General features: G+C 39.9%; 23 protein-coding genes and 4 pseudogenes. 2 read left to right on the plus strand and 25 right to left on the minus strand.

From position 1 onward, the window contains the following. Position 1 precedes the first annotated feature (1 nt). The 21 genes and pseudogenes from NXX38_RS20625 to NXX38_RS20725 all read right to left on the minus strand — a co-directional run bounded on the left by NXX38_RS20625 (position 2) and on the right by NXX38_RS20725 (position 18,141). The gene (locus NXX38_RS20625; protein ID WP_258980921.1) at positions 2-1,114 is read right to left on the minus strand and encodes a glycosyltransferase family 4 protein; all 1,113 of its coding nucleotides are present in this window, start codon (positions 1,112-1,114) and stop codon (positions 2-4) included. 63 nt (positions 1,115-1,177) lie between these two features. Continuing rightward, positions 1,178-2,172 (minus strand): annotated as a pseudogene (locus tag NXX38_RS20630) (acyltransferase family protein). Further along, the gene (locus NXX38_RS20640) at positions 2,172-2,993 is read right to left on the minus strand and encodes a glycosyltransferase (protein ID WP_004295552.1); all 822 of its coding nucleotides are present in this window, start codon (positions 2,991-2,993) and stop codon (positions 2,172-2,174) included. The pseudogene NXX38_RS20630 and the gene NXX38_RS20640 overlap by 1 nt, the downstream one beginning before the upstream one ends. A gap of 116 nt (positions 2,994-3,109) precedes the next feature. Next, entirely contained in the window at positions 3,110-3,265 is a 156-nt protein-coding gene (locus NXX38_RS20645) for a hypothetical protein (RefSeq protein ID WP_004295551.1), read from the minus strand. A gap of 127 nt (positions 3,266-3,392) precedes the next feature. After that, positions 3,393-3,599 carry a hypothetical protein gene (locus tag NXX38_RS20650; protein WP_258980924.1) on the minus strand — a complete coding sequence of 69 codons (207 nt, stop codon included), beginning with the start codon at positions 3,597-3,599 and terminating at the stop codon, positions 3,393-3,395. Between the two features lie 101 nt (positions 3,600-3,700). After that, entirely contained in the window at positions 3,701-4,912 is a 1,212-nt protein-coding gene (locus NXX38_RS20655; protein ID WP_004295549.1) for a Coenzyme F420 hydrogenase/dehydrogenase, beta subunit C-terminal domain, read from the minus strand. Further along, positions 4,909-5,355, minus strand: a pseudogene (locus tag NXX38_RS20660) (polysaccharide pyruvyl transferase family protein); the annotation flags it as partial. The gene NXX38_RS20655 and the pseudogene NXX38_RS20660, both read right to left, overlap by 4 nt. Beyond that, on the minus strand, positions 5,331-5,594 hold the full coding sequence (locus tag NXX38_RS27005) for a polysaccharide pyruvyl transferase family protein (RefSeq protein WP_409013811.1): 264 nt from the start codon (positions 5,592-5,594) through the stop codon (positions 5,331-5,333). The pseudogene NXX38_RS20660 and the gene NXX38_RS27005, both read right to left, overlap by 25 nt. A 392-nt stretch (positions 5,595-5,986) precedes the next feature. Then, the gene (locus NXX38_RS20670) at positions 5,987-6,865 is read right to left on the minus strand and encodes an alpha-1,2-fucosyltransferase (protein ID WP_258980927.1); all 879 of its coding nucleotides are present in this window, start codon (positions 6,863-6,865) and stop codon (positions 5,987-5,989) included. Positions 6,866-6,878: 13 nt separating this feature from the next. Then, entirely contained in the window at positions 6,879-7,619 is a 741-nt protein-coding gene (locus NXX38_RS20675; protein WP_117610608.1) for a hypothetical protein, read from the minus strand. Positions 7,620-8,370: 751 nt separating this feature from the next. Then, on the minus strand, positions 8,371-9,153 hold the full coding sequence (locus NXX38_RS20680) for a family 6 glucosyltransferase (protein ID WP_004299955.1): 783 nt from the start codon (positions 9,151-9,153) through the stop codon (positions 8,371-8,373). Positions 9,154-9,155: 2 nt separating this feature from the next. After that, complete coding sequence (locus tag NXX38_RS20685) at positions 9,156-10,130, minus strand: glycosyltransferase family 2 protein (RefSeq protein ID WP_004299956.1); 975 nt, start codon at positions 10,128-10,130, stop codon at positions 9,156-9,158. Positions 10,131-10,404: 274 nt separating this feature from the next. Beyond that, positions 10,405-11,253 (minus strand): EpsG family protein, encoded by an 849-nt coding sequence (locus tag NXX38_RS20690; protein ID WP_258980929.1) that lies wholly within the window; start codon positions 11,251-11,253, stop codon positions 10,405-10,407. A 3-nt stretch (positions 11,254-11,256) separates the two neighbouring features. After that, entirely contained in the window at positions 11,257-11,745 is a 489-nt protein-coding gene (locus NXX38_RS20695) for an acyltransferase (RefSeq protein WP_258980931.1), read from the minus strand. A 46-nt stretch (positions 11,746-11,791) separates the two neighbouring features. After that, a complete protein-coding gene (locus NXX38_RS20700; RefSeq protein WP_258980933.1) occupies positions 11,792-13,246 on the minus strand; it encodes an MOP flippase family protein in 1,455 nt (484 codons plus the stop codon). 4 nt (positions 13,247-13,250) lie between these two features. Beyond that, the gene (locus NXX38_RS20705; RefSeq protein WP_004299960.1) at positions 13,251-14,180 is read right to left on the minus strand and encodes a branched-chain amino acid transaminase; all 930 of its coding nucleotides are present in this window, start codon (positions 14,178-14,180) and stop codon (positions 13,251-13,253) included. 21 nt (positions 14,181-14,201) lie between these two features. Continuing rightward, positions 14,202-15,428: a pyridoxal-dependent decarboxylase gene (locus NXX38_RS20710; protein WP_004299961.1), complete on the minus strand. Its 1,227-nt coding sequence runs from the start codon at positions 15,426-15,428 to the stop codon at positions 14,202-14,204. Next, the gene (locus NXX38_RS20715; protein WP_258980937.1) at positions 15,403-16,251 is read right to left on the minus strand and encodes an HpcH/HpaI aldolase/citrate lyase family protein; all 849 of its coding nucleotides are present in this window, start codon (positions 16,249-16,251) and stop codon (positions 15,403-15,405) included. The genes NXX38_RS20710 and NXX38_RS20715 overlap by 26 nt, the downstream gene beginning before the upstream one ends. A 115-nt stretch (positions 16,252-16,366) precedes the next feature. Then, entirely contained in the window at positions 16,367-16,972 is a 606-nt protein-coding gene (locus tag NXX38_RS20720) for a hypothetical protein (protein WP_258980938.1), read from the minus strand. Between the two features lie 81 nt (positions 16,973-17,053). Next, a pseudogene (locus NXX38_RS27010) lies at positions 17,054-17,191 on the minus strand (glycosyltransferase); the annotation flags it as partial. A 371-nt stretch (positions 17,192-17,562) separates the two neighbouring features. Next, positions 17,563-18,141 carry an acyltransferase gene (locus tag NXX38_RS20725; protein WP_258980940.1) on the minus strand — a complete coding sequence of 193 codons (579 nt, stop codon included), beginning with the start codon at positions 18,139-18,141 and terminating at the stop codon, positions 17,563-17,565. Between the two features lie 208 nt (positions 18,142-18,349). Here NXX38_RS20725 and NXX38_RS20730 point away from each other — a divergent pair, with 208 nt between their 5' ends. Both NXX38_RS20730 and NXX38_RS20735 read left to right on the plus strand, forming a co-directional pair. After that, a complete protein-coding gene (locus NXX38_RS20730) occupies positions 18,350-18,640 on the plus strand; it encodes a DUF4372 domain-containing protein (RefSeq protein WP_081015845.1) in 291 nt (96 codons plus the stop codon). Between the two features lie 49 nt (positions 18,641-18,689). Then, complete coding sequence (locus NXX38_RS20735) at positions 18,690-18,866, plus strand: hypothetical protein (RefSeq protein ID WP_004299965.1); 177 nt, start codon at positions 18,690-18,692, stop codon at positions 18,864-18,866. Between the two features lie 251 nt (positions 18,867-19,117). Here the strand turns inward: NXX38_RS20735 and NXX38_RS20740 are convergent, their stop codons facing one another. The 4 genes and pseudogenes from NXX38_RS20740 to NXX38_RS20755 all read right to left on the minus strand — a co-directional run bounded on the left by NXX38_RS20740 (position 19,118) and on the right by NXX38_RS20755 (position 25,235). Further along, positions 19,118-19,675: a UDP-glucose 6-dehydrogenase gene (locus NXX38_RS20740; protein WP_258980942.1), complete on the minus strand. Its 558-nt coding sequence runs from the start codon at positions 19,673-19,675 to the stop codon at positions 19,118-19,120. 361 nt (positions 19,676-20,036) lie between these two features. Then, a pseudogene (locus NXX38_RS20745) lies at positions 20,037-22,447 on the minus strand (GumC family protein). A 9-nt stretch (positions 22,448-22,456) separates the two neighbouring features. Next, entirely contained in the window at positions 22,457-23,290 is an 834-nt protein-coding gene (locus NXX38_RS20750; protein ID WP_052587988.1) for a polysaccharide biosynthesis/export family protein, read from the minus strand. Between the two features lie 16 nt (positions 23,291-23,306). After that, positions 23,307-25,235 (minus strand): nucleoside-diphosphate sugar epimerase/dehydratase, encoded by a 1,929-nt coding sequence (locus tag NXX38_RS20755; protein ID WP_117610614.1) that lies wholly within the window; start codon positions 25,233-25,235, stop codon positions 23,307-23,309. Positions 25,236-25,484 lie beyond the last annotated feature (249 nt).

Raw genomic sequence — 25,484 nt, forward strand, 5'->3', positions numbered from 1 at the left:
GCTATTTCGCTAATGAAGCAAGATATTCTTCATGTAAATGATAATACTTTCTCTTAAAGAGCACATACGCCACGGCGAGCACCACAATGGAGCACACGAGGTAAATCCAGTGGGCCACCACAGTGCTCGGGCAGAGGGAGATAAAGCCAAGAGAGATCGCCAGCTGTAAAAGGGCGTAGAACGATGCCACCTTAACGTGACCTATCTTGAGCTCGTTCGCCATCAGCTGGTATACGTGCTTGCGATGTGCCTTACCCAAATTTTCGTGAAGCAGGATGCGGTGGCAGATAGTCATCACACCGTCCACGCCATAGACGAGCAGGAGGATGAGCCATGTCACATCCTGAGTAGCCAGTACCAACGAGCCGATCATAAACAACAAAATGTACGCCACCCCGATCGAGCCCACATCACCCGCAAAGCACTTCGCCTTACCCTTCGGACAGAAATTGAACAGGCAGAACACCACATCGGCCAGCATCACTACATAAATCAAGCTCTGATCCACAAAGCCACCTGAAGCTATGGAACCTTCTGAAACCAATGCCTGCCCTGAGTCTGTCGAAGGGAACCCTCCATTAATCAGCGCTAGTGGCACGAACACCGCCATCGCATACGCCCCCGTGATGCCGTTCACACCATCCATAAAGTTAATCACGTTTGTCGCGCCAACCACCACAATAAGAGCAATTAGCATCACACTAAGACCAACGAGCCAGCCGTATTCTCCAAAGAGACCGAACACACCCAGACTCCAGAACATCAAACCATACGATGCAAACTGCGCCACTAGTCGCACCGAGTCCGGCAACGAGTGGATGTCATCCACAAAACTAACGCCCGCCACTAACAGCAGACCAATTATGAAAGGCAGATACTGAGCGACCTTCTGTCCTTCAACTCTCAACCCTAAACCCTCAACCATTTGCGCGCCTGTCCACAGCAGCACCGAAAGTGCAAATATCACGCCACCACCACGGAGCACAATCGTGCTATGCGATGACCTCTCATTCGGCTTGTCAATGATATTAAATCTGTCAGCAACCTTGAAGTAAGCCCACTCCAAAGTCAATAGAATCACAAAAATGATTCCGTAGATTAAGTACGTATTCATATTTATAGTATAATTTTAACTCTAAAGGCTAATGGCAAAAGGATAAAGTATCTTGCATTAACCCTATACCTTCCCTAGTAGCAGCTTTGCTGTCCACTTGTTCCGTTTTAGCATCTCCACAATCCCTACCGACAGCACAAGGAGAATGATGAAGATTGTGCCCATCTGCAACCATATAGGGTTATTTGGCATGACTGACACAACAGTTTCTCTAACATAGCCTAACAGCAGCAAATGCACCACATACAAGCCCAAAGATATCGATCCTAACTCTTTGAAACACCCATTCACATTACTCTCACCATTCAACCACTTAGGAGAAACTCCGAAGATAACCAATAGCGCCACCACAGCAGTCAAACCTCTGTAAGCATACTGTAGTAACGAGGTTGGCACGTACGGAATTGCTGGCATCCACAATGGCAACTCGTGCATATTCCAAAACCAAGCCATGAAAGACCAAAGGATGAAAAGACCAAGTACCAACACGTTGTTCTTAATCTGCAACCAAGAGAAACGATGAATGCAGTACCCTAAGGTATAGAACAGAAAGTAGTATGAAAGGAATTGAAATCCAAACAGACGGATCTCAAACACCACCATCAATCCAAAGAGGGCAATGGCAGACAATCCAATTGACAACAGTTCGTCTATCTTCAACTTATCAGCTACCCACTGGCATCCCACAAAGATAACAGAAATCAAGAACAATATCCATAGAAACCAGAATGAACGGTCAGGGTAGAGAAGCAAATTTGCAATCTTATCCCATGAGAGATTCCAACCTATCAAACAGGAAATAAGCGACCATAGTAAGTTAATAACTGCTTGCTTCTTCTTTTACAAGCATTCCCCAAAAAATTATTTGCCTTGTAAGCAAAATATCCGCTTACAGCCATAAAGGCAGGCATGTGGAAAGAATAAATCAGGTTAAACACATGGTCGTTAAAACACCCCTCAGCCAGTACCGTCTGAATGGCATGTCCGAGTATTACCAACACCATCAGTAAGCCCTTCAATGAGTCTGCCCAAACAATACGTTTCTTTTTCATTGTCATCACCCCTTCCTCAGCACTTTCTTATACAAGAACCCCTTCAATCTTACAGGCATGAAGACGAAAGCAATAATGGAAATCATGTTGCGCGCGTAGGTAGCATATCCAATCATACCAGCCTTGATCATATCCTTGTTCATCAAATGCCAACTCTTAATGTACTTCTTCGTACCTCGTCTCTGTACCATACCATTACCGATGCGTGCATGAACAAGCACCTCACCGATATTACCAATCCTGATACCATTGATCATAGCACGTACCCAAAGTTCATAATCTTCTATATAAGGGATATGACGGTACGAACCGATACGCAACACGTCATCCTTGCGCATCATGATCGACATGTGATTGAGCGGATTGCGGAACTTAGCCATCTCATAGAGTTCATCGTGGGTCAATGGCAAAGTCTTCAAATGCGTAGGCTTTTTCCAATCCTCATTGAACTCATCAATATATGAGCTGATGATACCCACTTCAGGATGCTCCTCAAAGTAACGCACCTGCTTTTCAAAACGGTCGGGGGCACAGATGTCATCGCTATCAGCACGGGCCACAAGCGAATAACTACACTTAGGCAGACCAAAGTTCAACGCCCTACCCAAACCGCCATTCTCTTTGCGATATACCTTCAGCACATCCAAGCATAGCTTCTGATATTTATCAATTACTGCCTCCAATTCTGGAGTCAGCTCGCCATCGCACACCAGCACAAACTCGTTTGGCCGCAATGTCTGTTTTATCAAATTACTCCCCAGCGAAAGATCAAAGTATTCCGGTTTCTCTTTGCAGTAAACCGACATCAATACCGAGAATTTCTCCATAGTATCTCTTGTTTTTACAGATTATACATTTTGAAAACTTTACGTTTCCATAATAGCATACACTCCTTGTAGATAGGATTGCACAACGCCCTTATGAGGTTGTATTTCACCAGTCGCTACTCCCTCTTTCCAGACGAAGCCAATGATGTAAAGCCGATTCTCCCCCTGACAGAGTTTTCTGCCGAAGCATGGCCGAAGTTGACACCCTCCATGATTTCCGCGAACAGCTCACGTCCGCCCTTCTCGTCAAATTCCGTCAGCCCTCCTATCATCCAATCCGAACACCTCCTGCAATACCCACATCACAGAGCGAGAGGAACATTACAAACTGAAATCCTTGCAGTTCTGCACTTCTTCCTGAATAACGACAAGGTTATAGAGAGCGAACTTCCTATCCTTTCAGAATGTAGGAATCCCCCGCCTTCGCCCATCGTTTCTGAAGTTCAACCATTGATTGTTTACCTCACTATTGCAGACCTTGATACATTCCGTCTGACCATACCAATCAAAAAACAGAGCTAGTGCTGAAGCTTGTTCTTTCGGCATTCGCTCGATGGCAGAGAAGATAATGCCAGAAATAGAATAGTTTTCTGATTGAAGTCTCACTAGATTCCAAACATTAGAAACAACTTTGCCTTCAATATGGTCTTAATCCCTCAGAACAAAACGAACTAACGAAAATAGATTTTTCAAAAGTCTATCCTCCCTTATAGTTTATAAAATAGCCATCGAATACACTTCTCTACTTGTATCGGTAAAGCATGAACAAAATTCTTACCGTAACGCGACAACTTACGTTTCAGGCTTTGTTGGTGATGTATTGCGTCAATGCTCTCCCTGAGTGTCACATTCTCATCCCGCAATTGCATAAGCAGTTTTTCTCTGAGTTCTGATTTTGGATGATGAGCCTTACCCCAACTCTGCCATGGTAAGAAGTCCTCATATCGTTCTTCCTTATAGTTCACCTTGTCCGCAATCCTTCCGAACAAGGTTTTTGCATTATTTGTCACAAGGCTTACCGCAGATACACCTTTGTTATTCATCACATATTGCTTACCCCAAAAATCCCCCAATCGGATGTCGGTATAAGCCAGAGTACCTCTGAGTGCACAATCGTTGCAAGCTTCATTCAACACCTGATCAGAGAAAAACAAATCGAAGAATTCATTATGTCGATTGTTGCTGTAATAGATAGTTTTTCCATCTACTACTATATAGAAGTTTCCCCAACCCTTAACCTTACTTCTGAAGTTTGCGTTATCAATCTTCTCCTGTGAGATCTTTACTTTAACGTCCTTAACATATTTCTTCCAAATATTCATCGAAGGACAGCCATGACAATAGAGGTCTATCAGCATGTGTTGATCTCTCACCTTACGCTGGCGAAAATACTTGTCAAGAGCATAAATATGACAAGGGGTGCCAAAGACTGCATATTTTTCTGTCCTGCAGTTTTCAACCACTTCTTTAAAGGCATCTAACGCGTAAGACTGAATGTACTTTGAACCTCTGAATCCTACAAGTTCGTCTTCTGTAGTAGCAACTCTATCTACTGCAGCATCTCGCTCTGGGTCATACACGACACCCACACACTTGTACCCCTCTTGTATAAGCTGGTGAGCCAACAGATCTGCAATTCCGCCAGATGTAGTGTTCTTTACCACATCAGCATCTTTAGCAGATGCACCATAGAGAATAGTGTTCGAAAGTCTATCTTTACCAAATTGTTCTATTTGCTGTTCAAACCTATAGCATACTTTCATGCAGATACCACAATCTACACATAGACTATCATCTACACGAGGGCGGTAAAAACCATTTAGATCCAAAGCTATACTGATTGCATTCTTTGGGCAGATTGCAGCACACATTTGGCAACTAGTGCAATTCCTTTTTGCTGATACGTCAGTTATATTCATTTTTCAATCATCCGTTTCAAGTAATCCATAGATGCAGCCCGTCTCTCCTTTATCTGCTCATCCACAACACTCCAATCTACCTTCTGAGCAAATACATCATCAAGGCTCTTCTCTTCTCCAAAAACTCTTTCTTCTATCTTATACTCCCGCATCAGGTTGAAAAGTTTGTTAGCATTACCTCTCATCTTTACAGCCATCTCCCTGCCTGTAATGATACTCATCACACAACCATGGAAGGTGTTAGTAACTACACACTCTGCGTGCTGAAACCAGTTTAGCAAATCAACAGGATCTACATTGGCGTTCACATCAACCCATTTTTGGATAAATCCTGGAGAAACTATCTTAAGTCCGTTTCTGTGAGCATAGTCCTTGATGACCTCTGATTGATCGTCAAACTTATTATCATAGGCATAAACTACCAAATAAGGCTCTCGCATAGGCCTCTTTTTACCCTCTCTTCTTTCTTGTAACCATAGAGGATAACAGGATCACAAACCAATTCAGCCTGTTTACCAGTCAGTTCGTTGGCAATACAGATAGAGTTCTGGTCGCGCATACCAAGACCGCACATACTACCAAGACCGCTTGCAACAAAGGCTCTGCAATGCCATTTGTCGACTTCCTCAATAGTAGTAGGACCAAAACAGCCACCGTATGCAAAGACTTTCTTGGAAGGCAAAGCGTGTCCAAAAAAGCTGGAGTAGGACCGGTATGGAGAGCAAATACCTCATCGCTACCTACCACCACACCATTCAGTTCACCACACTCTGTATAATAATGCCCAACGAGCTGCATTTCCTTGCGGAAGCCATTAAGCAACTTACTCTTCTTGTAGTTGAAGAATGTGCTTTTGAGACCTCTCTCAGCAATGAACTTCATGTAAATCCCAACTGATTTGAACGAGATTTCGTACTTTGCCTTCATGGCTCTACCCATGAAATCATAGTTTTTGTCGAACTGGAGTGCGCTTGCCTCAATTCCAAGCGATTTCAGCACCTGTTTCAAACCATTCAACTGAAGCAAAGCTCCATGATTGTGCACATCATAGTGTGTGATTATTCCGTATTTCATTTATTCTACTTTTATTCGTTTCCAATTGTCACAGATTGGGTCGTTCTCCAGTGTCTTGTTCATCCATCTTTCAGGGGCAACCACAACCTTATCGTCATTGTTGTTAAGCCACGCCCCCCACCATGAGAAGCTACTATTGGCTATAATATTGTAATGGCAAAGAGACATTAATTGCATATCGTGAAAGCTTTCTTGCCCCTTGTTCCAATCTACAAAGACAACTTCTTTGTCTCCAATCAAAAATTTAAAGTTTTCCTTACACCATCCAATATCATCACTGAATATGCAATACATATCAGGATTGACAGATTGATTCAATTCTGTAATGGCTCTTGTGTAGTAATCGCTATTACATACTCCATAAATAGGATCTTTCAGATAGTCACCTCTTCTTATATGGCATGATGCAGTCTTGACAGATTTTAGTTTATCTGACAATGCTTTGTTTTTCTCATCACGAAACTCAGGGAAAGTAAATGCTTTTATAACCTTGTCTCGAATTGACAGAAAGTTCTTTTCATTCTGCCAATACCCATCATAATAGACATTGTCATTTCGGGTCACCTCACTATAGTCAAAAGGTATCTGTGTTGTGCCAGAGGCCATACTCTTTCGCAAAGGAAGAAAGTGACGCATCAACTGCCAGCTCTTGTAGTTAAAGAAAGGATAAGCAACTCTGGCAAGTTGAGAAAGGGCTGCTTCTGGGGCTTCTACTCCAAAAATTCGCTCCAACTCATAGCCGTTGTGAAGAGGGTATCCTTTGTAGCTCCTCCTACAAAGAAGAATCTCCTCCTCAGGATGTGCCTCCTTCAGAGCAAGGTACATAGCATACACAAACATCTGGTTGCCCAGACCTCCTAATATATTTACTATTTTCACAGTCTATATAATTTTAATTACTATCCCATTTGGCATCGTCAATCCACTTCAGCATATAGTCATAGTCAGGCTTTCCCACTGGCCTGTATGGTGCTGTTGCGTTCATAAACTTAGCAACAGCATCAGAGTCGCTATGAGACAGCCCTCTCAAAAGACATTGCTTCAATATAGAGTCGTAAGAAACCTTCACACCATTCTTATACAAGACATTAAATCCATCCTTGATATACGGTCTCATTGTGATATGCGAAAGTGGAGCCTCCATCACGCTCTGGTCTTTCAGCCATCCAATGACTCTGTTGGCTAAAGGTGAAACAGACAGATTATTTGGTATTTCCTTCCCAGTGACAAGGTTGGTAGCTGAATGCACTTGCAGCCAATATTCACAGGCACTCATCATCTCCGGCACAACAAGCATTATAGCAATGCTGGGACTACTTTCCACTTTTCTCAGTATATTATTGTCTACACACAATGCTATCAGAATCTCAGACTGACTCACACCACCGCTTTCGTAGGATCGAGGAGTATAAATGTTACCCGAAACACCTTTGTATGAAAATGAATGGATACCATATTTCAGACAATTGACACCTGCCAGTATGCTGCCAATACAACCTTGTGTTGGAACGTAAAGGTTGATATCCGAAATGCTTGGAACTCCCTTTTGAAAATTAATCGCAAAATCCAATATTTGCTCAATATCTGTAGGAGAGAAACAACCTCCTGCTAAATTATAAACCGTTTTGTACATAAGTTTCTACACTAAATAAAATTAATACATCTTCTTCCAATGGAGTTATTTCGTTGGCAAGCACGCCTGTACTTAAATTCACCAAGAATCCTAACACCAATTGAAAACACCTTTTCAGATAGTTCTTTGAAAGTTCCGTCTACGCTAACTCGTTCTTGATATCTGCTGATACTTCGTCCATCTACAACATTAGTTGAGTTCTGTGCGTTGGCAACGCCATCGTCTATATTGACGATACCTGCATTATCGCTACCATATATTCACAACTTTTGATGTTTCAAATCGAAAATTCATCATCTCTGACCGTTGGAGCTTAGCACTTGTCAAGTATAGAAATACACCTCTTATACTGATCAATTATTCTCATATACAAGTCTGATAACAAATCCATAGAAAGTCTTTGTCTGCATTAAAGCCTTGACTAGTAGATTGCTATATTCCTGTTCATAGAAATATTTCCTTTGTTATTAGTTTCCATCATTGATAATAGGCATCAAGTATTCCGGCTTCACTCCTAGGACACAAATATCATTTGGTTCATTAAAGATATAGCGCACAATATTACGAGCTCCAACCCACTTACCGACATCTGTGTATGATGAGCACCCAATACAGTATAGCATGGGAATACTCGCTATTTGTAGCCTTTCTCACCCTATCGTTCACTTCATCTCCAGGCACACGCTTGAGGCTAATATCGCCAATCCGGAATTTTGAAAAGGTCATAGAGATACTGCATCTTAAATATTTTTTACAGTTTAACATACCATCTGATTGCATTAAAAAGAATTGTAGTACCTTTCTTAAATCTTGCACAAAGAGAAGTCTTTCGCCCTTTATTGAAATACGGGTCAATGTGTGTTTTTTCTCGGAATATAAGCTTAGTATGCTCATCAGCCCATTCTTCAGGACGATTCAATTCTACGGGGAGTATCTTACAAGGATGCGACCTCATATAGGCGTTTATATGTGATTCATCATGAACCAATGCAATGATACCTCTATCGTAATCATCACGAATATTTACACTCAGCGTACGTACCATTTCAAGATATTCTTTAGGGCGACCACCATTAAGTCCACCCATAAAATACGTATAGTCTTTGCCATAAGGAGCAACATATGCCCAAGACTTTCTATTGCGTTCGTATGGATAGAACATTGGATGTTGATGCAGTCGTTTTCCACCCCAGATTCCCATGGAAAGTCCCGATTCATCAGGAAGAATTTCGTTTCCTATAGGCTCAATACACATTGCGTTTGCATTAAAGAAGTAAACATAATCATACTTCATTATCTCCTGCTCAGCCTGTAAGAACATCTCGAATCGAAATAGAGAATCAGCAGGAAATCCTGCACATTCCTTATGATAGATTCTCACATTTGAACGTCCATCAGCCAAATGGTCATCATCAGTCCATACGAAATATGTCTTATCTGTTTGAATCAGGAAGTTCTTCTCGCAAGACTCGTAAAAGCCCTTAAAGAACTGATTGTAACAACCTGTACAGATGTATAGGATTGCAATAGTCATAATTAATTAAAATATATTGTCATCAGAAATCTTCTTAAAGCACGGACATATTTGAATTGGATGCTTTTGCAAAAAGAAAAAAGATTTATTGAATAATAAAGACATCTGTCCAACAATTGCATTTTTTCAGTTATTGTGTATGTTTTATACACCTCCTTCATTGATATATTCTCATATACACCTTTGCGCAAGTAAACTATATAAGAACTCAACAACAAACATAAATAAATATGAGACAATTTCTTCTTATCTGGAAAAACACCGTCATCTTCTAATCTATGAAGTAGGCAAATAAATTTATCAAACTGCTGAAGACCGAGAATATATTTCTTAGCCGTAACTACACTATCACTTAATCGGTAGTAACAGTCCGGATGAGTATCGTCTATACAAGACAAGTAATTATTGTTAGACTTGGCAATGGCACGCACTCCCAGCTCCAAATCCTGCATTCTTTGAAAACTGATATCAAACCCTCCTATTTCCTGTAAAAATGATCTTTTATAAATAGGAGAAGTAACTTGCCAGACTGCATGATTACTTGCGAAAGCTGACAAATGGTCCTTGATTTTTGAATCTGTTATCACTTTCCCAACTACTCCTTTGCGAATGGTTTCCATCGAGAATACGGCAAAATCAAATCCTGTATTATCGATTTTCTGTAAACGCTCTTCAAGGCAAGTAGGAGTAAGAAGATCATCGCCATCAAGGAAAATCACATAATCTCCCTTTGCGTGTTGCAGACCAATATTTCGACAATGAGACCCCCCTTTAGGCAAGACAGTACGCGTATAAACACTTAGTCGAGAATCTTCTAATTGAAGACTTTTTATAACTTGTAGTGTATTATCTGTAGAACCATCGTCCACACAGATTGCTTCCCAGTTTGCATACGTTTGTTTTTGCAAACTCTTTATAGTCTCAGGAAGATACTCTCCACAATTATATGTAGGGATAATGATTGAAATCAATTTCATATTGTATACTTTTGTTACGGTAAATATTGAGCGTCAAAAATAGTCTTGTAAAACAAGAAACAACCATCAAAATTATTTAAATCAGTATAATTGTAGAGTAATTGCATCTTATAGAATAGATAAATGTGATTATACACAATATAAACGAATAGAGGTGCTAGACAATAAATTTTCTGATTAGAATTAAGGGTTGGAATTGTGTCACCTAAAGCAATTATGACAAATAAATAGAGAACGATTGAGAATCGTCCGTCAAGATCAAGGCCAAAACATATTATTGTAATAATAAACATAGCCAATATCCATATTTCTTTTTGTTCTCTTGCTTAAATATTTCTTTATTCATACATATATAATAGTAAGGGAAAAGCATAAAAGAACGATTCAACATACCGAAAAATGTAGCGCCTCCAGTTTTATCAATATCCAAATATCCACCATACGTTTCCATCATTGTATCAGAAAAATTCAGCACAATAGCATATACTTGTCTAGCATAAAAAACATTCACGATCATTCCGATAACAAGTAATGCAAATAAGGGTTTAGGCTTAATTATACTAAGTCCCCTATCAACGAAAGGAAGTATGATGAACACTAATGCAGACGTATGGAAAAATCCAGATATAATCACCAATAAAGAATATGGAAGCCACATCCTCTTTCTTATATAAAACAGATCAATATTTAACCATAAAACGCAAGCTGCCATTGTACTTCGCATAGCCGACATCATGTTATATGACATTGTAGCCATTGACATAAACATAAAAAAGAACAGCGCATAATATTGTGGAGCAACATGCCGTTTGACCAGATAATATAGTACGGAACAAAACAGCAAAGTATGTACAATAACAAACTTATAGTATTTATCGAACAACTGCATGAAACCATAAAATAGAGTTTCACCAGTACCACGATTATCACCCTCTACAAGGCGGCCAGAATCCCATCTAAGGTAGTAATGCCAATAATCATTACCATACTCATATCTTAATGCAAAAAACAAAGTTATAAGTATGAAGCTGAATGGCAACACGAATTTTGTTTTTTTGCCATCATCTTTAACATACCACAACATCCCAATGATGAAAAGGCACAAAAGAAGTTGGTACCACATGTTTTAATCCTTTCGGTTTTTAATCAGTTTTGATGGATTACCACCTATAATGGAATACGCAGGAAAATCTTTGCACAATACGGTACACGCTGCAACTATACTCCCTTTTGCAACATGACGTCCAGGTGTAAACGTTACATTTCTTCCAATCCATACATCATCCTCAATTATTGTTTGCTTTGGTTCAGAATATCCTTGGGAAATCATAGGAATATCAGTTCTTGAAAAGTCATGATTACGCAATAAAATATGACAGCCTGGCCCCATCATTACATTTTCACCAATTATTATATTATGCGGAACAACACAATCTACTCCAATTCCGCTATTATCGCCAATCACAACATCAAAACCATTTCCAAATCTTGCTCCTTTTTCTATATTAACTCCCCTTCCAATTGATTTAAAAATCTTTCTACACACAATATATCTAATGGATTGAGAATGGATTAATTTCCCTAATCTTGAATGATTTATAGGCAGTTTTATCACTATACTATAAATATATCTTCAGCCAAATTCTCTTCATAATATGTTTTCAATTACGTATAATTCTTTTTATTAATCCCAAGAAATTAATTAATTCACTGTTCATGAATATATATATGGATGCGAAATAAACAAAACAGGCTATTACACCGTAGACAACAGCTTGAATAATTACAGTATCAAACAACAATGGGTTTGTCGAAAATATTATAAAACCTACAAATCCCAACAAAAGTGATATACACCCTTGTTTTAAGAAGGACTTTGTAAGATCAAGAAATGATAACCCTATTGAGGGCTTTATCTCCATTTTCCACTGCAAATAATAATCAATTATTGACAACAAAACCTGTCCCCATGCTACCATTTCAATAGAATACAAAGAACAAACATATACACAAGGTATGGTAAATATCGACCGAACCCAAACGTATTTGAAAGTCAAATCTGTTCTTCCTGTGGCAACAATAATATTTCTCACTGGATTACCAACAGCAGTTCCAACAGCAGCAAGAGACAAAACAGCAGTTAGCAGCCCCGCTTCCTTATAGTTACTTCCATAAAGAACCTCAATTATTTGAACGCTTAATATGGAAATAATTGTTAATATTGGGAAAGTAAGACTTGTTAAGCTTTGCAAAACATAGCAATAAGTTTTACTCATACGTGCTTTTTCATGTTGGATTTTTGCAAATGCAGGTGTCAGCACCCTATTTACAATTGTATTAATTATTTGTATCAGTCTAAAGACGAATTCCTTGGACAAATTATATAAGCCCAAGACTTCCATTCCTAATAGTTTTCCAATAATAAGTACATCTAGCTTTGTACATAAATAATCAACAATCTGTGTGCCAGTTTGATACAATCCAATTTTTATCAATGGCAAAATTTCTTTTACTGAACAGTAGAATTGAAGCCGGATATGCTTTTGTCCCAAAACAAAATTCCACACACTCAAAAAGGCTGTTGCAAATAAAGTTGATAATACCAAAGTATAAACACCACACCCCATTATTGCCATTATCACAGCTAACACTAATGACAATATGCATGAAATGATATTTCTTATAGCCAAAATTTTGAACTGAAAATTCTTTTGTAGTACAGTTTCATATAGTTTCCCAATACCTATGAACAGCAAATCCAACAAAGATAGTGGAATTAAATAATGCAGAATAGGCTCTTTATAGAATAATGATATGGGGTGTGTAAAGCAAATAATTATAATATACAAAATAAAATAGACGGCCATTTGAATCCAAAATAGACTGGAAAACTGACGCCGATCTAAATTTTGCTTGTGCATTATTACAGTTGCAAAACCCATATCTGAAAACATTGAAGTAAGACCCAGAATTAGGGTTAAAACTGCAACTATACCAAAATCGGACTTGTCTAAGAAGCGTGCAAGGATTGATAGGCGCAAAATTCCCACAATAGAAGATACTATTGTGGAAATTGTCATCCATTTCGCTCCTGATATGACTGCGCTTTTACTCATTTCGTTAATATACAGGTGTTATCCAATTCTTTCTACTCTCCAGTCTTCCCTGTACACACTCCAGATATTTCATATGAATCTTTTTGGTCACCTCACCCTGTTCGCCGGTACCAATCTGGTAACGATCCACGGTAAAGATAGGTGTTACCTCCATAGCGCTACCGCAAAGAAATGCCTCATCAGCCATATACACCTCTGTGCGGTCGATAGTGCGCTCCTCGAACTTCAGTCTCAGTTCTTCTGTAGCAAGTTTAATGATGGTGTCGCGAGTGATAGACTCCAGTACACTATCGGTCAGACGAGGGGTAATCACGGTGTTTCCCTTCACCATGAAGAAGCAACTGCCAGGTCCTTCTGCTACCTTGCCCACTTCATTCAAGAAGATACAAGTATCATAACCATTACGCAAAGCTTCACGCTGCCCCACACGACTGTTGATATAGTTAGCACCACACTTGATGCGAGGGCTCAGGTTCTCGTCCGAGATTCTGCGCCAACTGGTGATACAGCAGTTCAGTCCCTTCTTGTTGTACTCAGCACTGGTGCGACCACGCGGAATAGGTGCCACAAACATCTCCACAGGACCCTCAGAGCCCCAGCTGCCAAAGCCATCTACAAACAAGGTCTGACGCACGCTCAGGTTCTCATCATACTCATTGGCCTTCACTACATCAATGAGTGCCTTCTTAAAGTCCTCCTTGGTATATTTCAAGTCAAACTGAATCAGTTTAGCCGAACGAATCAGTCGCTCATAGTGCTCGTCCAAACGGAAAGCATACAACTGCTTCTCGTCGTCATTCCAATAACAAGGAATGCCCTCAAACACGTTTAGTCCGAACTGTGAAGTAGGTGCCAGCACATTGACCTTTGCATCATTTACATTCAGAATCTCTCCTTTAAACCAGATTCTTCTATTAACTACATCGTATTTCATAATCGTATATTGTCTGAATTATTAGTCAAAATTAAAAGTGTGGAACAAATCGTCGAACACTTCTCCTCGCTTGATTACCTCGGTCTTCTCTCCGCAAATGTCCAGCACAGGGAAGTTAGGCAAAATGAATGGCGGTTTCATCACTAATGAGTAACTACCACAGTTGCTGATCACGATAGCATCCTCATGTGCCAGTTTTCCGTTGTAGTTGTTATAGAGCACATCGCCCTCAATGCAGGTAAAACCTACAAAATCCAAATCTTTGTACTCCTTCTGCTCGCCTCCCATGGTAATCACCTCCATAGGCGGATTAATGCCACTCATACTGATGTTCTTTTGGCTTCCCAATACGGTAGCCATCCACTTTCCGCGAACGCACTTGATGGTCTTAACGGTTCCAACAAACTTCATGCAGTCGCCTACTACAGCACTTCCCGGTTCAATTAGAAGCTCCGGCTTCACATTTTTGTCAGCAAAATAATCTGCAAATATCGTAGCAGTAGCCTCTGCATAAGCTTGATAGTCAGGAATGTCATTCTTAAACTGAGCCTTCAGCGAGTCAGCCATCTTGCCGAACAAGCCGCCTCCGACGTCGAGACGCTCAGGGATAATTCCAATGCGGTCAATCAGCTCTACCATACCCTTTGCACGAGCAGACCAGTATTCTATCTGGCGCTTTGCAAAGTGACACTGGAAGTTGATGAAGTGAACATTCTTCGTAGTGATCACGAACTCCAATACCTGCTGGAAGTCCTCGCTATCCACATCAAGTCCGAAACGGCTCACCACACCATCCTGTACATCATAATTACAACGGATACCAAGGTTCAGCACCTTGTCCGGATGACGCTCTGCAATCGCCTTCACTACCGCCAGCTCCTCCACAGAGTCGATATTGTCGGTACCGCCAGCCACCAGAAACTCCTCCAGCTTCTTTGCATTCTTAATCGGACCATTCCAAATGATGCGCTTAGACTCCACGCCCACTCGGAGTGCAATCTCAAGCTCCATCTCTGATACCACCTCAGCATAACCACCCAACTCGTTCACAATCTTGCAGAACTTTGGCGTATAGTTGGTCTTGTATGAATATGCAATATTGAAGTTGGGATATATTTTGCGGAAAGTATCTTTCAACTCTATGAAGTTGTTCCTAAACTGCCCACTATCCAACAGATAGAAAGCATCACCATATTCCTTTCGGAGCTCTGCTATCTTTGTTTTATTTATTTGCATTTCTCTTTGCATTGATAATTTTTATAACTTTGTTTACACCCTCTTTTACCTTTTTAATATTTTCAACAAAATATGTTTCTGGTAACATTGGGAGGAGACTTTCATATAATCTAATCTGATTGATACCCAACTGGAACTCGTACCTCCATTTATTGTAATCCACATACTGATTATCGCAAAAACTACGAGAAAGAATGGCACGAGTAGAGCCAAGACGATAGTGTTCTGCTATCACACATTCGGCAGGCAGAAGACCTTCGCCAATCTTTGCAACACCTCCGAAACCATAAGGAATGCCTGCCTCCTTGAACTTGGCGCAAATCTGCTCTACCATTCCATTTGAAAGAGGTTCAAACATAAATGTCATTCCGTACGAAAGGTGGAGATCATTCAAACCAATATGCGCTTCGTCAAATCCACCAAGAGCAATAATCTCATCAAGGTGTTCGATAGACCCCTTCGACTCGAAAAGCAGAGTTGTCTTGCATCTGCCATTCACGATACGAAGAAATGTATCAACTTCCTCAAGAGTGTGAAAAAAAGGTAACATTATTATATCTGCTCCTCTTTCAATCACCTCGTTGATTTCTGCTTCCGAACCTTTGTATATTGGATTGACACGGACCAAAAGTTCAGAGGTCGTAAGAATTTCCTTTACTACAGAAATATCCTGAAGAGTATGTCCACTCTTGACTGTATTCATGCCTAGCTGACGTGCTTCTTTACCAATCATTTCAAGATCGACCCACACTCGCCTTACACCACACTCCTCTGCTGCTTTCGCAACATTAGGATTATTTGTGATGAACATGAAATCTAAAAAACCTATATTCATAATTATTTTTATAATTGCTTAATTATATAAGCTTCGCCAATCTTGACGCCATCTATCCCATGAACACATTTCCAACATGACCTGTTTGTTAATCGCAGACATTTGCTTGTGAAGGTCAATACTTTCCTATTACATTCAATAATAAATCTGGTAGATGGTCAAAACTATTGAAACTTAAAAAATATGCTCCTGCATTTTCAATATCTTTATAATGCAGCCAAGAACCATTAATAATTACTGCATTGGCGTAAAAACACTCTTGCATAGAAGATGAGAATGCATCAGTCGTTTGTGGATGTACAAAGATATCTGTCAAAGAACGTAGAAGTGCAACTTTTTCTGGTCCTAAAAAATCAGGAATAATGCTATACTGAACTGATTTTTCATCAAGTATATGCCTTAAGTACTGAAGTCTACCTTCTTTCATTCCGTATGCAGGAATCACTATTTGAACTCCGTCAATGATAGTACTACTAATATTCTTGAGAATAGATTCAATTGCTTCTTTCTGCTGCATTTGAGGTCTTCCAACATAGCCTATTGTAATAGTGAGTCTTTCTTTTGAAAGGTTAAATGTAGAATAAGAACTCAATGTGTCTTCTTTTATTTTTTTCTCAGCAGAATCGATGTATGGAAAAAGCATATTACCATAGTCCATCACACATATTCTATTTCTTAAGCCTCGATGAAAAAATGATTTCTTGAAAAAATCATTTTTCATTGTTGCCGTAATAAATGTTATCTTATCGGCTATCCCAAGAATTGGTAATATGCAGACTCTAGATATGATTGTTGATCTATATAAATCCGATCCCCAAAAAGTTAAAATTATCTTTTTATAATTATTCCTCAACAAATATATACCAGGAGCATAGAGATGTTTGACATAATGAATATGTAAAACATCAAATGTACCTAATGTTTTAAGTTGCTTATATATTTTTTTATCTTAATCCTATTTGTATCATTCGGTTGAGTATTTTCTTCCGTTATCATTATACCATTTTCCTGATAATAAGCATTATATTCGGAAGGTATAGAAATTATTGGAGACATTGTCAAACCAGAAACTTTGCAAGATTTAAAATCTATGGTATTCTTTATATAATTATAAATGTGAATGCTTGCAAAATTTGCTATAATCAATATTGATTTCATATTACCTTACTAATAATTATTCCACACCTGCATCTTTGAGAAATTCATCAAAGCTATGATATGGCGCTCTATGATTATTTTTCCACTCTTCATAAAATCCTCTAGTTTGATATACTATTGGCAGCTTAAAACCAGGGTCTTCCGCATTTCCATCTAAATAAAAGGAAATTCCTCATACATATCAAAAACTGTTGGTTTTCTTCCCGTAACTAATTGAAAACGCTTAGCATACACAAGCGCTTCTTGCCTTGACGCTACTTTCCGTCTTTTATAATACTCATCAATACTACAAATAACTTTAGCAGGCACTCCAGCAGCCACGCAATTTGAAGGAATGTCTTTTGTAACCAAAGAGCCATATCCAATGATAACATTGTCTCCAATAGTAACATTCTTGAGAATCGTGGTTTTTCTTCCGATATACACATTCTCACCAATAATTATTGGACCGCTACTTGGCAAGAAGTCATGATATAAATGTCTAAACACATTAGATGCCCCATCATGAGTCATCAAAGTTACATCATTGTTTATTTTACACTTATCACCGATCTGAATCAGTTGAGGTCTTGTTAAATCAATATCTAAAGATTTTATATTACACCAAAAAATATCTTTACCTATTACACAACCTTTTTTACGCAGATATTTTTCAAAATTACTTGGCGACCTAAAAGCCTTATATGTTTCAAATCGATGTCTCATTTTATTAAATAATTGCAATACTTTCATACTAACTCAAATTTTAACCACCAATATAATAGGTTGTTTTTTACTGTATCTTATAAATTATCTCATTTGGGCACTTTAAATTAAACATCGTTCTTTGAAATCTTTGACAATCAAATAGTTATATATCTTTTTCGAGCGTAACGATTTGAATTGAAAAGTTGTTTTAGCTTGCCCAAAAGCTAAAAACAATGAAACAAGGCAAAAATATATCTTCGCTCAACTTACAGATTTTCTTCCCCGACGTGTCTTTGACCGATTGGTAGAGAAGTACTCAGGGAATAAGAAAATCAAAACATTCACTTGTTGGAATCAAATGTTATGCATAATCTTTGAGCAACTGACTGCCCGAGACAGTATGCGTGCCTTTATGCTCAGTCTTGAGGCGCACAAGAACAAGTTCTACCACTTGGACCTCGGTTCGATAGTAATCCGTACCAATCCGGGTAAAGCAAACCGGAATAGGAATTATCGTAGCTACGATGAAGAGCATAATGGCTGAAACGAGGGATGAGCATGTATGGTGAGAGATTGACATAGACCTATACCTGATGGAGAAGGCAGATACCAATGCCTACGGTGGCTGTTCTGTAGGCTACGCGACGAAAATCGACAAAACTGGAGTAGCACATCACGCCATGGTAAGTGTGGAAGGCGAAGAACGTAATAATGTAAACAACAAGACAGACTCCAAAACCAAATGTTACTTGCCAAAAGTATTGTTCTAATTCTATACCTCCGTGTTAAAGGTAATAAACGAAGAGTCCTTTCCATAGACTGCTATACAGTCTATGGAAAGGATGTACCAATAAGGGAGTGCTCCTCGAGAGAAGTACCAGTTGCTAATCTTACGTAATAATTTCATATTATTATTTAGTTGATTTATACTGATTATAACTTGTTAACTACTCACATGAGATTGAAGCAGACAACGGATTCGATCCGCAGCATCACGCCGTTTGCCTGCTTATGGGGATGTTTAGATAATCTCCTCTTCGCCACGGAAGTGTACGTTAAGCTCGTGGAGAGGGGCAAGGAGGATGCCGAGGGGGGTGCCCTGGGTCATCTTAGTGAAGGCGTTAACATCCTTAGGGAAGCACTTACCGCCGTAACCAAACTTTCCATCAGGTCCTGGGACGTAGGTGTGGGTGTCATTGATGTAACCAGAGAGAAGGCAACCCGTGTGAACTGTGCGCCAGTCAGCTCCCATCTTCTCGCAATACTCACGGCAAGCATTAAAATAGGTCACCTTATAGGCTCCAAACACGTTGTGCATATACTTGGTAAGCTCAGCCTCAAGTGGGGTCATGACGGTGAACTTCTTGCTGACAAAGATCTTAGTGAGGAGTTCGAGGGCTCCTGTAAAGACCATGGTCTGCTTCTTGAAGTCCTCGATGTGAGTACGCTCTGTGAGGAACTCTGGCATGTAGTGTACGCGATGGCCGGTCTCTTTGGTGAGCAGCTCGCTTGTGCCAGGAAGAATAGTGGTACGTACGAAGACGGGAACATCTGGGAGATTACTAATGAGTTCCTTCATGAGTGTGAGGTCCTGTGTGCCATCGTCTTCAGTGCGCACGTGGATCTGTAGGAACGCAATTTCGATATTACTAAGGTCATCATTGTAACCTTTGGCAGGGTCACTGATGAACAGTTTACACTCTGGATTGTTGTGCTCCAACCAATCCTTCAGGGCCCCCCTACGAAGCCACATCCGATAATTCCAACGTTGATCATATCTATTTGATTTTATCTATATTGTTATTGTATTCGATTCTGAATGATTGAACATTACTTAACAGGACCCTTTTCAAGGTACTCTGCCAAGTTCATCTAAATTCTAAATGCTCATAATACTCTACTTTTTATTTGTTATATCGATAATTAGTTGAAATCATATCCTATTTTTCTTTACCGTATCCATAGCCATAACCGTAACGCTTGCCATAGCCATAATACTTGCCGTATTTACCATAACCATGGTAATAGCCGTACTTCTTTTTCTGAAAATCCAAACCGTTAATAACGATACAGAGATTAGGTAACTTATTGTTTTCAGAAAGCTCATTAACCAAAATAAACTCTGCCTTACGGGTATAATCAGCACGGCATACATAGACTGATAAATCAGCAATACGACCTATCAGCAAAGTATCGGTTACCATACCCACAGGGGCGGTATCCAGAATCACATAATCAAAGTTAGTCTTCAATGTTTCAATAGCCTTCTCCAATCCGTCACGGGCCAATAATTCCGTTGGATTGGGAGGAACTGCTCCACCCGGAAGAATAAAAAGATTCCTGTTGATATCCGAAGGTTGAACCAAATCCATCAAGTTCATACTCGGGTTAGTCAGGAACTGAGTAATACCATGCTCTTTCTTTGGGATATTGAACACTTTGTTCAGACCGGGCTTGCGAATGTCAAGGCCAACGATTACGACTTTCTTACCTAACAAAGAAAGGCTAACTGCTAAATTGGCGGAAATAAAAGACTTACCTTCACCACTGATAGTAGAAGTTACTAAAATTACGTTCTTATCTCTTTCAAGCATAAACTGAAGATTGGTACGAACATTACGGAAAGTCTCGCTCATCAGGTTGTTCTGATTCTCAAAGACCGCAATTGAACCGGATTTCTCATCCGCCAATGGAATATCACCGACAACCGGAAGTGAAGTCAATTTTTCTATATCGGCACGTCCTTCAATCTTGAATTTGGTCAAGCCTATCAGATAGATGATACCTACCGGGATTCCCATTCCCAAAAAACAAAGCAACCAGATAGACCATCATCCTTTTAGGGGAAACGGGATTATCATCAGCAATCGCTGCATCAATTATCTGGGCATTATTTGCCGTAGCTGCCAAAGTAATAGCATTCTCCTCACGTTTCTGAAGCAGCATTAGATACAGTCCTGATTTGATTTCCTGCTGGCGGGCAATACTTACAAACTGGCGCTCCTGGGTCGGGGCGTCACTGATACGGCGGGAATAACGGCTCGCCTCACGGTCCAGATCGGCTTTCGTAATCTGTAATCCTTTCAAGGTAGCATCCAAAGTGGCCTGCACATTGCTACGCATGGCACGGATACTGGTATTAAGGTTGACAATCGCCGGGTTACTTTCCGTTGAAGTACGCAACAGACGGTTACGTTCAATCAGCATCTCATTATAACGCGAGATTGCTCCAACCAAGCCACCATCCTGCAAGCCCACATTGGCAGGCAACACTTCATATTCATTACCCTGAAGGTATTTCTGCAAATCAACAATAAGGTTGATCTGGGTCTGATTCTCCACACGTTTCTTCTCATATTCCGCATTACCAGTCAAGGCGATCTGAGCCTCACTGCTCAAATCCGTAATACCGGCTGTACGTTTAAAATTTTCCAGATCTTGCTCAGTACTACCCAACTCCTTGGAAATAATACCGATACGTTCATCTATAAACTCTGCCGTTTTCTGGGCCACTTCATTCTTATCGTTATTCGCATTGATGTTGTACATCTCAAGTAGCTTATTGATAAAATCCCTGCCACGACGGGGATTGGTATTCTTCAATGAAATGACAACAACAGAAGTCGTTTTCGAAGTGGGGGCTATCGACAAGGAATTGGCATATCCTTTTGCTACAGAGAAAGGCCGGTTAATGAAAGCCGTAATATGACGTTCTTTCGTCACGCTTTCCGGACGAACAGCAGACAAGGTATCATTATTTGCAAAAAATGCGACTGTACCCTCATCGGTCGGGAATACGGCAGGTAATTTTTCAAACTGTCTCCGGTATTCTTTATCACCCACTCTCATTTGTACATCCATCACCCCTGTCGGTTGAAGAGTCATGGCGACTTCCATCCTGCCCGGAAGCTTGTCTGCCTCCTGCGGAGTAAGACTCACTAATACGGGAGAGGTCTGATAAAAGTTCCTTTTTCGGGAACTCGTCTTCATCTATATAGGTAACAAACAGTCCTAAATTGTTTACCACCTCTCCTGACAAAGACTTCGAGCGGAGCACTTCGATTTCATTATCAACATTACCGGATGAAGAGACAAAACCGTCCAAACCCATCCTTTCCAGTTCGGAAGACACACTTGTACCACCACCTTTCTTATCATCCTTAATCAAGACTGTGGCGGAAATATTATAAACGGGTGTCGTCAGTCTCAGGTAGCCCCACGCACAGGCAATACATACAATTACTGAAAACACGAACCAAGGCCAGTGAACCAGACAACGGAAAAGGATTTCCTGAATATTAAACTGTTCTTCAGGCTGTTCCATACTCTTTTCCTTCTTTTCCTCAACCATACAGTAATACTATTTGAAGATTGTTACTAATAAACTTGCCAATGACACCAAGATAGAGGTGGCTGAGAACCAAAGGCTTGTACTGTTACCGATATCAGAGTTACGAGCTTTCGCCTTGTTTGGAGTCACATAAACAATATCATTCTGCTGCAACCAATAATAAGGGGAAAGAATGGTTTCCGCACTGTTAAGATCCAATGTTATAATCTGCTGTTTGCCGTCAGCACCTTCACGAATCAGTTTTACATTGTCACGAAGCCCCCAGACAGTCATATCACCCGCCATGGCCAAGGCTTCCAACAGATTCACCTTCTCATTATTGATGGTAAAGGTACCAGGACGTGCAACCTCACCCAATACGGAGATTTTGTAATTAACCATACGGACGGTTACTATCGGAGCCTCCTTGATATAAGGTTTCAACTTTTCTATAATTAATTGTTCCGCCTCTTTCTTTGTCAAACCGCCCACTTTTAATTCGCCTAATACCGGAAAATTGATCTTTCCTTCATTATCCACCAAATAGGGCTGTAGGACAGGTTGAGTTGTCAACTGTGTATTCCCGATAGCCACACTGCCAGGACTCGCTACAGTCAAATTGAATGGAACAGCCAACTCGGGACTGGTACATGATACCACAATAGTAAGCAGGTCTTTAGGCATTATCTTGGCATCATACAAGTTTTCATGTTGAACGGTCTGTTGTACAATTTCCGCATCCTGCAAGTAAGGCACCTTTTTGTATGACTGACAAGAAACAAATAGAAGTATTGTAATCAAGCAAACAAGTACATTGCGTCCCATGCCTTGTACACTCATATACATGTAAAATGGTTTATTCATAAAATTTTCTAGTTTATTATTCTTTATCCAACACTTCAAACCGCGGAGAATTTTTTGATTTGAACTCCGGAACTATTTTCTTCATTAACCGCACGGTATCCATAATCTTTACCGCACGCGACAACTTTTCAAATTCTGCATAAGTATCAAGAATATCAGCATATTCATACCGACGAACTTTGGCTATCATGATTTTCTTATTCTCTGTCGGAATCGTATTTTCTTTATCGCTCAATACCTCTTCATAAAGCTTCTCACCCGGACGTAATCCTGTGAATTCTATTTTTATGTCTTCATCCGGACGATACCCCGCCAATTCGATCATACGAGTCGCCAAATCAACAATCTTCACAGCTTTTCCCATCTCAAAGACAAAAATTTCATTGCCCTCACCCATTGTGGCGGCCTCCATTACCAGACGACAAGCTTCGGGAATGGTCATGAAGAAACGAATTATATCGGGATGAGTAACAGTGACAGGACCACCATTTTCTATCTGCTCTCTAAAACGGGGAATAACAGAACCGTTACTACCCAACACATTACCAAAACGAGTAGTGATGAATTTCGTGTGCCCTTCCACTTTTCCTTCACGGATAGCACATCCCAGACTTTGAACATAGATTTCTGCCAAACGTTTGGAACAACCCATTACATTAGTAGGATTTACAGCTTTATCCGTAGACACCATAATCATTTTTTCAGCACCATATTCCACAGCCATGTCAGCCACCTGACGAGAACCGGTCACATTGACAAGTACAGCCTCACAAGGATTTTCTTCCATCAATGGTACATGTTTATAAGCGGCGGCATGAAAGACGATTTGAGGATGATAAAGATCAAACACCATACGTACTCGCTCTTTCACACGCACGTCACCGATCACAGGAACAAAATCTATATTTGGATATTTTTTCTCAAACTCAAGACGGACATTATGCAAAGGTGTTTCTGCAGAGTCGAACATGATAAGTTTCTGAATTCCCATCTGCACCAATTGACGGCAAAGTTCACTGCCAATACTGCCAGCCGCACCAGTCACCAACACCACTTTTCCCCTGAATTCTTCTGCAACCTGACGAAGGTTGATATTAATTTCGGCACGGCCCAACAAATCCTCAATCTTAATAGGACGTACCCACTGATGAAAGTTTCCATCAGAATCCGCTTCACTGATAGTAGGAGCTATCAATGTTTTAAGTTCATTGTTTTTACAATATTCCAGAAGTCGTTTTTCTTCCAGACGGGTATCTTCATAACGGGCAAACAGAATCCCCTTAATTCCGCGCTTCCGCATGATATAATCAACATCCGATTCATTTTCAAAGTAATAAACGGGAAGATCTGCCAATCGGCGTCGGCTGTTATTTTTACCATATACATAAAAACCGGCTACCTTATAATGTGCACTATCCCTAAGACGTAACTTCAAGGCTACACTCTCTTCATTAGTACCATAAATAAGAATACGTGTGTTCTTTTTATTCACCCAATCCAATAAAAAATCATAGACGATTATCAATGATACACGGAAAGTTGTCAAGATCACTAAAGTCAATAAGCCATCAAATAGAAGATAGGATATTTTATAGTTATATGGCAATTGGGTCTCATATATAAGCCCAAAAGAAATAATGGCCAAACAGGTAATTTTAAATAAAACGGCACACATGATACGCCAAAGTTCACGCGCCTGTGAAAAACGAATTGTATTACGATAAGTATGGAATAATAAAGAGCCCGCAACACTTGCTAACAAAGAGATGCAAGCAAACTTACAAAGCATCCAGTCGGTCATTGGAACATGCGCCATATAATGAATTACCGCATAAGCGACCAACGAACATAACACAGAAATTGCCGTGTCAATACCTAAAATAACCCAATAACTGAAATAATTTTTGCGGGCATATTGCACTATGCCCTTCAATGTCTTTTCCATTATAGTATAAATGAATAAAATAATATTTCGAAATTTGATTTATCTAATTGATTACGATCAGTACAAGGACTATGACTACGATTTCCATGTTGGTGTAGCCCAACAGAGAATCCCTTCATCTTTCGATACGGACATACATTTCTACACTATATCTTTTGTAAAGATATAATTCATAATACTTTATGGATTTTTATTTTTGAGAGAGGTCATCGATAAATATATCCACTGTTTGGTTACCGATGTCAGATA

It is taken from the genome of Bacteroides sp. BFG-637 (genome assembly GCF_024793605.1).
Lineage (GTDB): Bacteria > Bacteroidota > Bacteroidia > Bacteroidales > Bacteroidaceae > Bacteroides > Bacteroides vicugnae.

Coding starts and splice junctions, on each gene's coding strand:
- NXX38_RS20675 (WP_117610608.1), bottom strand. CDS start 7,619: ATGTACAAAACGGTTTATAATTTAGCAGGAGGTTGTTTCTCTCCTACA.
- NXX38_RS20750 (WP_052587988.1), bottom strand. CDS start 23,290: ATGAATAAACCATTTTACATGTATATGAGTGTACAAGGCATGGGACGC.
- NXX38_RS20755 (WP_117610614.1), bottom strand. CDS start 25,235: ATGGAAAAGACATTGAAGGGCATAGTGCAATATGCCCGCAAAAATTAT.
- NXX38_RS20700 (WP_258980933.1), bottom strand. CDS start 13,246: ATGAGTAAAAGCGCAGTCATATCAGGAGCGAAATGGATGACAATTTCC.
- NXX38_RS20625 (WP_258980921.1), bottom strand. CDS start 1,114: ATGAATACGTACTTAATCTACGGAATCATTTTTGTGATTCTATTGACT.
- NXX38_RS20735 (WP_004299965.1), top strand. CDS start 18,690: ATGGAGAAGGCAGATACCAATGCCTACGGTGGCTGTTCTGTAGGCTAC.
- NXX38_RS20740 (WP_258980942.1), bottom strand. CDS start 19,675: ATGAAGGAACTCATTAGTAATCTCCCAGATGTTCCCGTCTTCGTACGT.
- NXX38_RS20715 (WP_258980937.1), bottom strand. CDS start 16,251: ATGAATATAGGTTTTTTAGATTTCATGTTCATCACAAATAATCCTAAT.
- NXX38_RS20655 (WP_004295549.1), bottom strand. CDS start 4,912: ATGAATATAACTGACGTATCAGCAAAAAGGAATTGCACTAGTTGCCAA.
- NXX38_RS20720 (WP_258980938.1), bottom strand. CDS start 16,972: ATGAAAAATGATTTTTTCAAGAAATCATTTTTTCATCGAGGCTTAAGA.
- NXX38_RS20680 (WP_004299955.1), bottom strand. CDS start 9,153: ATGACTATTGCAATCCTATACATCTGTACAGGTTGTTACAATCAGTTC.
- NXX38_RS20645 (WP_004295551.1), bottom strand. CDS start 3,265: ATGATAGGAGGGCTGACGGAATTTGACGAGAAGGGCGGACGTGAGCTG.
- NXX38_RS20725 (WP_258980940.1), bottom strand. CDS start 18,141: ATGAAAGTATTGCAATTATTTAATAAAATGAGACATCGATTTGAAACA.
- NXX38_RS20685 (WP_004299956.1), bottom strand. CDS start 10,130: ATGAAATTGATTTCAATCATTATCCCTACATATAATTGTGGAGAGTAT.
- NXX38_RS20690 (WP_258980929.1), bottom strand. CDS start 11,253: ATGTGGTACCAACTTCTTTTGTGCCTTTTCATCATTGGGATGTTGTGG.
- NXX38_RS20710 (WP_004299961.1), bottom strand. CDS start 15,428: ATGCAAAGAGAAATGCAAATAAATAAAACAAAGATAGCAGAGCTCCGA.
- NXX38_RS20640 (WP_004295552.1), bottom strand. CDS start 2,993: ATGGAGAAATTCTCGGTATTGATGTCGGTTTACTGCAAAGAGAAACCG.
- NXX38_RS20705 (WP_004299960.1), bottom strand. CDS start 14,180: ATGAAATACGATGTAGTTAATAGAAGAATCTGGTTTAAAGGAGAGATT.